Below are 12,175 nucleotides of genomic sequence, written 5' to 3' on the forward strand. Positions count from 1 at the left end.
CGCGAAGATGAACTGCGATGTATCGCGGTTCATCTTCGCGAACGCGGTTCATGGCGCGGCGAGGAGCGGCCGGAGGTCAGGCCAGGGGCGCGACCTCGACCCCGACGAGACGGGGCTCGTCGAGCGAGACGGGGTGCACGTCGCCGGTGAGCAGGAGGCGCGCCTCCGTCTCGCGGGCGTCGCACGACGGGCCCACCCACAGCTCGACGTCGCCGGGCTCGACGACGCGGCGGCCGTGCCGGTCGGTGAACGCCAGACGGGAGGTGGGCACGTCGAACTCGACCCGCGCCTCCTGACCCGGTTCGAGCGTCACCCGGGCGTAGCCGAGCAGCTGCGCGACCGGCCTCGTGACCGAGCCGATCACGTCGCGGGCGTAGAGCTGCACGAGGTCGGTGCCCGGGCGGTCGCCCGTGTTGGCGACGCGCACCGAGGCGGTGAACGAGCCTCCGGCGGCCACTTCCGCGGCCGAGGCCGACGAACCGGCCGAACCCGACGAACCCGCCGAACCCGCCGAGCCCGACGAGCCGGCCGACGAGCCACCCGCCGACCCGACCACCAGGTCGGTCCGCTCGAACGTCGTGTACGACAGCCCGTGGCCGAACGGCAGCACCGGCGTGCTGTCGGCGCTCGTCACCTCCGAGGGGCCGCCGAGCACGGGGTGCAGGTACGAGAACGGCTGCGCTCCGGCCGAACGGGGCAGCGACACGGGCAGGTGACCCGAGGGCTCCACGCTCCCGGTGAGGACGCCCGCGACGGCGGCGCCGCCCTCCTCCCCCGGGAAGAACGCCTGCACGACGGCCGCCGGCGCCCCCGCGCCACCGACCGCCCACCCGATCGCATAGGGCCGCCCCGACAGCACGACCATCACCACGGGCGTGCCGGTGGCGACGACCGCCTCCACCAGGTCACGCTGCATCCCCGGCAGCTCGAGGCTCTCGACGTCGTTGCCCTCGCCGACGGTGCCGCGACCGAACAGGCCGGCGCGGTCGCCGACCACCACGATCGCCACCTCGGCGTCGCGGGCGGCGGCCACGGCCTCGTCGATGCGCGACCGGTCGTCGCCCTCGACGTCGCAGCCCGCCACGACCGTGACGTCGGCGCCCGGCAGCTCGAGCCGCAGCGCGTCGGCGACGGTCGGCAGCTCGATGCCGAGCGGCACACCGGGGTGGTGCGCCAGCACGTGATTGACGAACGAGTAGCAGCCCATCAGAGCCTCGGCGCTGTCGCCGTTCGGCCCGAGCACCACGATCGAGGCCGGGCCCGCACCCGCACCCCCACCGACCAGCGGCAGCACCCCGTCGTTCGTCAGCACGACGACCGACTCGTCGGCCAGTCGCCGTGCGACCGCGCGGTGCTCGCTCGAGTCGAGGTCGAACGCGGCGGGCGGCGGCGTCTCGAAGGTCTCGTCGAGCAGGCCGAGCTCCTCCTTCTGCGCGAGCACGCGCAGCACGGCCCGATCGACCAGCGCCTCGTCGACCAGCCCGGCGCGCACCCGCTCGGCCAGCGGCGCGAGGTACGCGTCGCCGGTCGGCAGCTCGACGTCGATGCCGGCTTCGAGGGCCAGCGCGGCGGCCTCGCCCCGGTCGGCCGCCACCGCGTGCATCACCTGCAGGAACGCCACCGAGAAGTAGTCCGACACGACGACGCCGTCGAACCCCCACCGGCGGCGCAGCAGATCGGTCAGGTACGACGGGGTCCCGGCGACGGGCACCCCGTCGATCTCGGCGTACGAGTTCATCACCGAGCGGACCCCGCCGTCGAGCACGGCCATCTCGAACGGCGGCAGCAGGACGTCCTCGACGAACCGCGGCCCGATCTGCGCCGGCGCGTGGTTGCGCCCCGCAGCCGACGCCGAGTACCCGACGAAGTGCTTCAGCGTCGCATGCACCCCCGCGTTCTGCAGCCCCCTCACGTAGGCGGTGCCGATGGTGCCGACCACGTACGGGTCCTCGGCGATGCACTCGTCGACCCGCCCCCAGCGCGGGTCGCGGATCACGTCGAGCACGGGTGCGAGCCCCTGGTGCACGCCGAGCTCGCGCATCGACCCGCCGATCAGCTCGGCCATCCGCTCGACCAGTTCGGGGTCGAACGACGCGCCCCAGGCCAGCGGCGTCGGGAAGGTCGCGGCCTGCCAGGCGGCGAGCCCGGTCAGGCACTCCTCGTGCACGAGGGCCGGGATGCCGAGACGGGTCTCGTCGCGCAGGCGACGCTGTTCGCGCCACAACCAGGAGGCGCGCTCGGCGGGGTCGACCGGCCTGGTCCCATAGACCCGCGTCAGGTGCCCGAGTCCGTGTCGGGTGGCGTCCTCGTAGTCGCCCGACGTGGCCATCTCGCCCTGCATCGGCGCCACGTTCTCGGCCCCCTGGTCGACCCACCAGCCGACCAGCTGCGCCAGCTTCTCGTCGAGGGTCATGTCGGCGAGCAGAGCGGAGACCCGGCCGGAGGCACGGGGTTCGCCCCGCAGGAGGGTCGCCTCGGCCGTGTCGGTCGCGGTGGACTGCGGTCGCTGGGCGGTGTCGGTCATGTCGGCTCGCGCCTCCTGGTCTGAGGGGTTCTGCACCGTCTCGGTGACGGTGTCGGCGGCGGTCATCCCTTGACCGCCCCGGTGAGTCCGCCGACGATGCGGCGCTCGAAGAGGCTGAAGAAGATCAGCGCGGGCAGCATCGACAGCGCCGTGAAGGCGAGCACCCGGGCGGTGTCGACCGAGTACTGCGACGAGAACGCCTGCACGCCGAGCGGCAGGGTGAACGTCGACGGGTCGTTGAGGATGAACAGCGGCAGCAGATACGAGTTCCACGCGCCGATGAACGCCAGGATGCCCACGGTGATCACGCCGGGCAGCGACAGGCGCACCACCATGCGGAAGAAGAAGCCGAGGCGGCTGCAGCCGTCGATGAACGCGGCCTCCTCGATCTCGTCGGGGATCGCGCGGAGGAACGGCACGAGGATGATGATCGTCGTCGGCAGGGCGAACGCGATCTGCGGCAGGATGACCCCGGCCAGCGAGTTCGTCAGCCCCAGGTCGCGGATGACGAGGTACAGCGGCGTGATCGCGACGGTCATCGGGAACATCAACCCGGCGGCGAACATCGCGTAGAGCACGCCGCGACCGGCGAACCGGTAGCGGGCCAGCACGTAGCTCGCGGCGAGACCGAGCGCGACGGTGCCGATGGTGGTCGCCCCGGCCGAGATCAGCGAGTTGCCGACCTGCCGCCAGAACGTGCCCTCGGTCAGCACGTCGAGGTAGTTGCCGATCTGCCACGGGCTCGGGAACCCCGACGGGTCGGTCGTGATCTGCGCATTCGTGCGGAACCCGCCGAGCACGATGAACGCGACGGGCGCGAGCATCGCCACGATGACGACCAGGGCGACCACGTACGCGACGCCGCGTCCGGGATCGGCGATCCCGCGCCTCCTTCGCTTCGGCCGGTCGTCGGTGGAGGCGGACCCGCGGCCCCGAGGAGGCGCGGCGAGGGTCGAGGCGGTCATCGTTCTTCTCCTGCGGTGGTGGCGGAGGTCGTCACGGCGCCGGCCGTGTCGCGACGCAGCACGTAGCGCTGGTAGACGAGGGCGACGACGAGCGAGATGAGGAACAGCACGACCGCGACGGCGTTGCCGTAGCCGTAGCTGCCCGAGGTGCGGCCGTTCGCGACCATGTAGGTGGCCATCGTCGAGGTGCCGGCGGTGGCCGCGATGTACTGACCCCAGATGATGTAGACGAGGTCGAACAGCTGCAGCGAGCCGATGATCGACAGGAACGCCCAGATGCGCAGCGTCGGGCCGAGCAGCGGCAGCGTGATGCGGCGCTGGATCTGCCACCAGCTGGCGCCGTCGATGGCCGCGGCCTCGCTGAGCTCCTCGGGGACGCCCTGCAGACCGGCGAGGAACAGGATGACGGCGAAGCCGACGTACTTCCAGGTGATGATGACGAGCAGGGTCCAGATGGCGATGCTCGGGTCGGCGAGCCAGTCCTGCGCGAGCGAGCCGAGGCCGATCTTCGTCAGCATGTCGTTGACGGCGCCGCTGCCCTGGAGCATGAGGCTCCAGCCGGTGCCGACGACGACCTCGCTGATGACGTAGGGCACGAAGATCAGCACGCGGATCAGCGACTGACCGCGGAGCTTCCGGTTCAGCAGCAGCGCCAGACCGATCGCGACCGGGCCCTGCAGCACGAGCGAGAGCACCACGATGGTCGCGTTGTGGCGGAGCGCGTCGAGGAACGCGGCGTCCTGGAAGATCGTCAGGTAGTTGCGGAACCCGACGAAGTCGGTCGGCGCCCCGAAGCCCGACCAGCTGAAGAAGCCGTAGTAGGCGGCCATGACGATCGGGAACACCACGAACGCCAGGAACACCACGAGGGCGGGTCCGACGAGCAGGGCGATCTCGAGACCCCGGGCGCCACGCCCCTTCCGGGACACGGCCCGGGAGGCCGCCGGGGGCGATGCGAGCGCATCGCCCCCGGCGGTGGCGTGAGCCCGCGAGGGTGCGGCGGGCCGCACGGAGGGTTCGCGGAGACTCACGATGCGACCCCTACGCCTTCTTGGCGGCGGCGTCGACGGCCTCGACGAACTGCTCGGGCGTGCCGTCGCCCGAGAGCAGGTCGACCACGGCGACGTTCATCGCGTTGCCGACGTTCAGGCCGTAGACGGTGTCGAGCCACTGCGACACGAACGGGGCGTCGTTGTATGCGGTCAGGACGTCCTGCAGGTAGGGCTCGGTGACGGACTCCTGAGCGACCGTGTTGACCGGAGGCGCGTTGAAGGCCTTGTAGTACGCCGTCTGCACGTCGGGGGTCGCGAGGTAGTTCAGGAAGTCGACGCACGAGTCGGGAGCATCGGTCGAGCACGAGTACCCGTCGACGCCGCCCATGATGGCGCCGGTCTCGCCGTCGCCGCCCTCGATCTCGGGGAACGGGAACCAGCCCAGGTCGGGCAGCGGCTTCTCGTCGGGGGTCAGCGAGGCGATGACGCCGGGGTTCCAGGCGCCCATCAGCTCCATGCCGGCCTGCTTGTTGGCGATGAGGCCGGCCGAGCTGCCGGCGCCCTGCTGGGCGGCGGTGGTGAGGAAGCCCTCGTTGAACGGCTCGGTGTCACGGAAGTCGGCGAGGTCCTGGGCGGCGTCGACCCAGCACTGGTCGCTGAAGTCGCGGTCGGTCGCGGCCTGCTCGAGCACGTCGCTGCTGCAGGCGCGCAGGGCGAAGAAGAAGTACCAGTGCGCGGCGGGCCAGGCGTCCTTGCCGCCGAGCGCGACGGGCTGCACGTCGGCGTCCTTCAGCTTCGAGACCGCGTCGTCGAGCTCGTCGATCGTGGTCGGCGCCGCGTCGATGCCGGCCTCGGAGAAGAGGTCCTGGCTGTACCAGAAGCCCCCGGGCAGCACGGCGACGGGCATCGAGTAGACCTTGCCGTCGACCGAGCCGGCGCCGAAGGTGCCCTCGCTGATGTCGGCTCGGGCGTCGTCCGAGATGCTGTCGCTGATGTCCTTCACCTGGCCGGCCTCGACCATCGCCGAGAGCTTGCCGCCGCCGCGCTGGAGGAACACGTCGGGCGCGTCGCCCGAGTTCAGGGCGGTCTGCAGCTTGCTGTCGAAGTCCTCGTTCTGCACGGTCTGGACGTCGATCGTCACGTCGGGGTTGGCCTCCTCGAAGTCGGCCGCGGCCTTCACCCAGAAGTCCTGCCCGGGGCCGGTGGTCGAGTTCTGCCAGAGGGTGAGCGAGCCGTCGTCGTCTCCCCCGCCTCCTCCGGTGCTGCAGCCGGTCAGCAGTCCCGCTCCGATCAGCAGGGCCGCAGACCCGGCCAGGAGCCGTCGAGATGTGGTCATGGTTCCACCTTTTCCTCTTCGTTGAGCGGCCGTGGTCGGCCGAGCGCGCCGTGCTCCGATGCGCGGCGTCGCCTCAGTGTCGAAAACGGCTGCGCAGGTGTCAAACGTTTTCGAAAACCATTTCGACGTGACTAGGATTCGGCTCGTGATGACGAGTCGGGTGACCATCCACGACGTGGCGAAGGCCGCCGGCGTCTCGACGGCGACCGTGTCGAAGGCCGTCAACGGGCGGTACGGGGTCTCGCCCCAGGCGATCGAGCGCGTCATGGCCGCGGTCGACGAGCTCGGCTACGAGTCGAGCCTCGTCGCGAGCAGCATGCGCGCCCGGCGCACCGGGGTGATCGGCGTGCTCGTCGCCGACTTCGAGCCGTTCAGCTCGGAGGTGCTGAAGGGCGTCGGCGCGGCCGTCCGCTCGCGCGGCTCGGAGTACGACCTGCTCGCCTACAGCGGCGCCCACCACGGCGAGAACAGCGGGTGGGAGCGCCGGTCGCTCAGCCGGTTGAGCGGCACGCTGATCGACGGGGCCATCCTCGTGACGCCGTCGGTGCTGACGACGACCGTGAGCATCCCGGTCGTGGCCGTCGACCCGCACACCGGTCGCACCGACCTGCCCTCCGTCGAGGCCGACAGCCGCGGCGGGGCCCTGCTCGCCGTCGAGCACCTGCTGGCGCTCGGGCACCGCCGCATCGGGTTCCTGTCGGGGCGCCCCGACCTGCGCTCGGCGTCGCTGCGCGAGGCCGGCTACGTGCAGGCGCTGCGGGCGGCGGGCATCACGCGCGACCCCTGCCTGACCCGGCACGGCGACTTCGAGCTGACGACGGCGCGGCAGGCCGCCCGCTCGCTGCTGACCCAGGCCGACCGGCCGACCGCCGTGTTCGCGACGAACGACCTGTCGGCGATCGCGCTGCTGCGCACGGCGCTCGAGCTCGGACTGCGCGTACCGGACGACCTCAGCATCGTCGGCTTCGACGACATCCCCGAGGCGTCGCGCGAGTCGCCGCCGCTGACCACGGTGCAGCAGCCGATGCAGCGGCTCGGGAGCGCAGCGGCGGGCATGCTCTTCACGATGCTCGACGGGGGTGCGCCGACGACGCCCGAGGTGCAGCTGCCGACGCGCCTGGTCGTGCGCGGCACCACCGCCCCGCCGGCCGCGCGCGGCGCCTGACCCCCGCACCGGCCGCCGCGCGCGGGCGCCTCCCGCAGCGCCTGACGCGCGCGCAGCGCCTGCCGCCAGCGAACCATGAACCGCGTTCGCGAAGATGAACCGCGTTCTATCGCGGTTCATCGCCAGGCGGGACACCGGCGGGAGGCGCGGGCGAGAGGCGGGAGGCGCAGGCGAGAGGCGGGAGGCGCGCCAGGCGGGAGGCCGGCGCGGGCCGGGGGCACGCGGGCGGGACACCGGCAGGAGGCGCAGTGCCGGCCTCGCGGGCCGCACCGGCTACGATCCACGAAGGGCACCCGGGTGCTCGGACGACGTCGTCCTCTCCTTCGAGCGACGCGTGAGGCGTGACGAGGCGAGGTGCGGGCCGTGGCGGCGACGAGAGACGATGTGGCGCGGCTCGCCGGGGTGTCGGCCAGCACCGTCTCGTACGCGATCAGCGGTCGCCGCACGATCTCGGCCAGCACGCGCCAGCGGGTCGAGCAGGCCATGGCCGACCTCAGCTACACGCCCAACGCGTTCGCCCGCGGGCTCGCCGGGTCGCGCGGCGGGATCCTCGCGCTGCACTACCCGTACAGCCGTCGGGGCGTGACGTCGTCGGAGTTCGAGTACGTCGCCGCGGCCACCGATCGGGCGCGCGAACGCGGCTACCACCTCCTTCTCTGGTCGCATCCGATCAACGACGTCGACGGGCTCGGCAGCCTCGTCAGCGAGGGGCTCGTCGACGGGGTCATCCTGATGGAGCTGACGGCGAGCGACGCTCGGGTCGCGGTGCTGACCGACTCGGGCGTGCCGTTCAGCAACATCGGCCGACCCGACGACGCCGACGGGCTGTGGTTCGTCGACGCCGACTACGAGTCGCTCGGGCGGATGGCCGTCGACCATCTGGCCGATCTCGGGCACGAGCGGGTGTTCTTCCTCAGTCAGATCATCGCGTCGCCCGAGCGGGGCTCGGGTCCGCTCGACCGCGCGACCAGCGCGCTGCAGCGACCCGCCGCCGAGCGCGGGCTGCGACTCGAGACGCATCTCGCCGAGAACTCGGTGCCCGGCGGCCGCGCGGCGTTCGAGGTGTTCGACGGGCTGCCGAGTCGACCGACCGCCGTGCTCGCGTTCAACGAGACGGCCCTCGCCGGCTTCGTGCAGTCGGCCGCCGCGGCCGGGCGGTCGATCCCCCGCGACATCAGCGTCGTGGCCCTCAGCATCGGCGACCTCGCGGCGGAGATGACATCGCCCCCGCTGACGACGGTCAGCCCGCCCGGCATCCGGATCGCGGCGGCCGCCGTCGACGATCTCGTCGACCGCATCGAGGGGCGCCGGCACGATGCGCCACACGTGTTGATCGCGCCCCGATTGACGGTGCGGGGCAGCTCCGCACCCGTTACGAGCCCGTGACCTGAGCGACCCTCGATCCGGTTGCGCGCCTCCTGAGGCTGTGTGAAGATCGTCGTCGACGCGCGTCGACGACGACGTGTCGCGGAGACCGGCTGACAGCACGACCGGTCGCCTGTCTTGCACTCAATGAGGAGAAACCAATGCGAGCATCCCTGCACCGTCGGATCACAGGCCCTCTGGCCATCCTGGCGGCATCCAGCTTCCTGATGGTCGGCTGCTCCGGCACCGCCGACCCCAACGACCCGAACGCGGGCGGCGGCGGCGCCGAGGTCGGCACGGCCGACGGCGTCGTGAACATCTACGGCACCATCAACGGCGACGAGGCGACCCTGCTCGAAGAGTCCTGGGCCGACTGGGAGACCGAGAACGACATCGACATCAAGTACACGGGCGACAAGGAGTTCGAGAAGCAGATCGGCATCAAGGTCCAGGGCGGCGACACCCCCGACCTCGCGATCTTCCCGCAGCCCGGCCTGCTCGCCGACACCGTCTCGTCCGGCAAGGTGCAGGAGCTCCCCGAAGAGGCTCTCGCCAACGTGAAGGACGGCTGGTCCGAAGACTGGCAGAAGTACGGCCAGGTCGACGGCACCCAGTACGGCGCCCCCCTGATGGCCAGCGTCAAGGGCTACGTCTGGTACTCGCCCGCCAAGTTCGAGGAGTGGGGCGTCGAGGTCCCCAAGACCTACGACGAGCTCGTCGAGGTCTCGAAGACCATCCAGGAGAAGAGCGGCGAGGCGCCCTGGTGCGCCGGCTTCAACTCGGGTGAGGCGTCCGGCTGGCCGGGCACCGACTGGATCGAGGACCTCGTGCTGCGCGAGGCCGGCCCCGACGCCTACGACTCGTGGGTCTCGGGCGACACCGAGTTCACCGACCCCGACATCAAGGCCGCGTTCGACTCGGTCGGCACCATCCTGCAGGACCCCTCGATGGTCAACGCCGGCTACGGCGACGTCAAGTCGATCAACTCGACCGCCTTCGGCGACGTCGCGACCAACGTCGCGAACGGCAGCTGCGCGCTGACCCACCAGGCCTCGTTCTTCGAGGGCTTCCTGACCGCGGCGAACAACGCCGACGGTCAGCCCGCCACGGTCGCCGAAGACGGCGACGTGTGGGCGTTCCTCACCCCGCCGATGGAGGAGGGCGACCCCGCCGCCGTCACCGGTGGCGGCGAGTTCGTCGCCGCGTTCTCGAACGACGACGACACCGCCAAGGTGCAGGCGTACCTCGCCAGCGCCGACTGGGCCAACAGCCGCGTCTCGCTCGGTGGAGTCATCTCGGCCAACCAGGGCCTCGACCCCGAGAACGCCGGCAGCGACCTGCTGAAGAGCGCCGTCGAGATCCTGCAGGGCACCGACACCACCTTCCGCTTCGACGGCTCCGACCTGATGCCCAAGTCGGTCGGCTCGGACTCGTTCTGGAAGGGCATGGTCGACTGGATCGACGGCTCGGACACCGAGACGGTCCTCGAAGAGATCCAGGCCGGCTACACCTCCTAGTCGCCCGACAGTCAGGGGTCGCCGCTCGTCGGCGGCCCCTGACCCGTACCCTCACCCGTACCCGAAAGGACAGCGATGTCCAGTTTCTTCCAGTGGCTGGCGGGGATCCCGCCGCTCGCTCAGATCCCCCTGATCCTGCTCGCCTTCACGGCCCTGGTCGGCATCGTGCTGGTCTTCGTCGAATTCGCGCCCCGTCGCGGCCGCCTGTACACGATCCTCCGCCTCGCCGTCTGCGTGCTCGTACCCGTCGGGGTGCTCTTCGCCTTCGGCCTCTACAACTCGGTCATGTGGGTCGCCGTCATCGCCGCCGTCCTCGGCGGCGGGCTGTTCCTGCTCGACTACCGCTCGAAGCGCGGCGCCGGCTACTCGCTGCAGCTCATCGGGTTCATGGCCCCCGCGGTCTTCTTCCTGATCATCGGTCTGATCTACCCGACCATCACGACCGCCGGTCAGGCGTTCATGAAGAACGACGGGTCGGGCTTCGCCGGCATCGACAACTTCATCTGGGTCTTCACCAGCCCCGACGGCCTGACCGCCTTCGGCAACACGCTGATCTGGGTGCTGCTGGCCCCGATCACCGCGACCGCGATCGGTCTCGCCTACGCCGTCTTCATCGACAAGAGCCGCGGCGAGAAGTTCCTCAAGCTGCTGGTCTTCATGCCGATGGCGATCTCGTTCGTCGGCGCGTCGATCATCTTCAAGTTCTTCTACGACATCCGTCAGGGCGAGCAGATCGGTCTGCTGAACGGCATCCTCGTCGCGTTCGGCGGGCAGCCGGTCGACTGGCTCGGATTCGAGCCGTGGAACACCCTGCTGCTCGTGATCGTGCTCATCTGGACCCAGGCCGGCTTCGCCATGACGGTGCTCTCGGCCGCGATCAAGGGCGTGCCCGCCGAGCAGCTCGAGGCCGCGTCGCTCGACGGGACGAACGGGTTCCAGGCCTTCCGCCACATCACGGTGCCGGGCATCCGGACGACGATCATCGTCGTGCTCACGACGATCTCGATCGCGTCGCTGAAGGTCTACGACATCGTCTCGGCCATGACCGGCGGTCGCAACGACACGACCATCCTCGCGTTCGAGATGGTGCGACAGTTCCAGCTCGGCAGCCGCACCGGCTACAGCTCGGCACTCGCCGTGATCCTGTTCATCCTCGTGCTGCCGATCGTCATCTACAACGCCCGTCAGATCCAGAAGCAGAGGGAGATCCGATGACCGCCACCCCCACCCCGGTCGGTGTCGCCGTCACCCCGGGCACCGAGAGTCAGCTGAAGCGCGGCGTCGCGAGGATCGAGAGCTCGAGCGGCAAGCTGAAGAAGGGCACGACCAGCCGGGGCGCCACCATCGCCGCGCTGATCATCGCCGTGATCTGGACCCTCCCCACCGCCGGTCTGTTCATCTCGTCGTTCCGCCCCGCGAACGACATCAAGACCACCGGCTGGTGGACGGTCTTCGCGAACCCCGGCTTCACGCTCGACAACTACGTCAACGCGCTGAACTCGGGCGACAGCCTCACCCTCGGCAAGGCGTTCCTCAACTCGCTGGTCATCACGCTGCCCGCGGCGCTGATCCCGATCACGATCGCGAGCCTCGCGGCCTACGCCTTCGCCTGGATCGACTTCAAGGGTCGCAACACGATGTTCGTCCTGGTCTTCGCCCTGCAGATCGTGCCGATCCAGATGGCGCTCGTGCCGCTGCTGCGTCTGTTCTCGGACGGTCTGCGGATCGGCGGGCTGTACATCCTGCCGGGCCTCGGGGTGAACGGGCTCGACGGCTCGTTCGCCAAGGTGTGGATCGCGCACACGATCTTCGCCCTGCCGCTGGCGATCTTCATGCTGCACAACTTCATCAGCGAGATCCCGGCCGAGGTCATCGAGGCCGCGCGCATGGACGGCGCGGGGCACGGGCAGGTGTTCTTCCGCATCGTGCTGCCGCTGTCGATGCCGGCCATCGCCTCCTTCGGCATCTTCCAGTTCCTGTGGGTGTGGAACGACCTGCTCGTGGCGACGGTGTTCACCTCGGGGCAGGGGTTGCCGATCACGAAGGCCCTGCAAGACCTCTCCGGGTCGTACGGCCAGTCGTGGGAGCTGCTGACCGCCGGCGCGTTCATCTCGATCATCGTGCCGCTGATCGTGTTCTTCGCGCTGCAGCGCTTCTTCGTGCGCGGGCTGCTGGCCGGGGCGACGAAGGGCTGACCGCCTGCGGGAGCCGAGGAGGCGCGGGTCGGTCGACCCGCGCCTCCTGCGTTCCCGGGTCGCGCACCATGAACCGCGTTCGCGAAGATGAACCGCGTTATATCGCGGTTCATCTT

9 protein-coding genes are annotated in these 12,175 nt (G+C 70.5%); 5 read left to right on the forward strand and 4 right to left on the reverse strand.

The genetic code is table 11. The annotated features are described in order from the left end of the window. Nucleotides 1-76 precede the first annotated feature (76 nt). The 4 genes from ACZ6JE_RS14660 to ACZ6JE_RS14675 all read right to left on the reverse strand — a co-directional run bounded on the left by ACZ6JE_RS14660 (nt 77) and on the right by ACZ6JE_RS14675 (nt 5,817). The gene (locus tag ACZ6JE_RS14660) at nt 77-2,524 is read right to left on the reverse strand and encodes a beta-xylosidase/alpha-l-arabinosidase (protein ID WP_464319419.1); all 2,448 of its coding nucleotides are present in this window, start codon (nt 2,522-2,524) and stop codon (nt 77-79) included. 62 nt (nt 2,525-2,586) lie between these two features. Beyond that, the gene (locus ACZ6JE_RS14665; RefSeq protein ID WP_320479234.1) at nt 2,587-3,489 is read right to left on the reverse strand and encodes a carbohydrate ABC transporter permease; all 903 of its coding nucleotides are present in this window, start codon (nt 3,487-3,489) and stop codon (nt 2,587-2,589) included. After that, nucleotides 3,486-4,520, reverse strand: a complete 1,035-nt coding sequence (locus tag ACZ6JE_RS14670; RefSeq protein ID WP_464319417.1) for a carbohydrate ABC transporter permease — start codon at nt 4,518-4,520, stop codon at nt 3,486-3,488. The genes ACZ6JE_RS14665 and ACZ6JE_RS14670 overlap by 4 nt, the downstream gene beginning before the upstream one ends. Nucleotides 4,521-4,530: 10 nt before the next feature. Continuing rightward, entirely contained in the window at nt 4,531-5,817 is a 1,287-nt protein-coding gene (locus ACZ6JE_RS14675; protein ID WP_320479233.1) for an ABC transporter substrate-binding protein, read from the reverse strand. A gap of 148 nt (nt 5,818-5,965) precedes the next feature. On the opposite strand from ACZ6JE_RS14675, the gene ACZ6JE_RS14680 reads away from it, so the two are divergent. From ACZ6JE_RS14680 to ACZ6JE_RS14700, 5 genes are all read left to right on the forward strand, one after another. Further along, complete coding sequence (locus tag ACZ6JE_RS14680) at nt 5,966-6,982, forward strand: LacI family DNA-binding transcriptional regulator (protein ID WP_192061295.1); 1,017 nt, start codon at nt 5,966-5,968, stop codon at nt 6,980-6,982. A 363-nt stretch (nt 6,983-7,345) separates the two neighbouring features. Beyond that, nucleotides 7,346-8,368 (forward strand): LacI family DNA-binding transcriptional regulator, encoded by a 1,023-nt coding sequence (locus ACZ6JE_RS14685; RefSeq protein ID WP_463463765.1) that lies wholly within the window; start codon nt 7,346-7,348, stop codon nt 8,366-8,368. Nucleotides 8,369-8,508: 140 nt separating this feature from the next. Further along, nucleotides 8,509-9,864, forward strand: coding sequence for an ABC transporter substrate-binding protein (locus tag ACZ6JE_RS14690; RefSeq protein ID WP_464319418.1), 1,356 nt, complete (start codon nt 8,509-8,511; stop codon nt 9,862-9,864). Nucleotides 9,865-9,939: 75 nt separating this feature from the next. Next, complete coding sequence (locus ACZ6JE_RS14695; RefSeq protein WP_192061254.1) at nt 9,940-11,079, forward strand: carbohydrate ABC transporter permease; 1,140 nt, start codon at nt 9,940-9,942, stop codon at nt 11,077-11,079. Then, complete coding sequence (locus tag ACZ6JE_RS14700; RefSeq protein WP_320479232.1) at nt 11,076-12,059, forward strand: carbohydrate ABC transporter permease; 984 nt, start codon at nt 11,076-11,078, stop codon at nt 12,057-12,059. Before ACZ6JE_RS14695 ends, ACZ6JE_RS14700 begins: the two co-directional genes overlap by 4 nt. Nucleotides 12,060-12,175: the final 116 nt, after the last annotated feature.

This window comes from Frigoribacterium sp. AC759, from assembly GCF_979256015.1.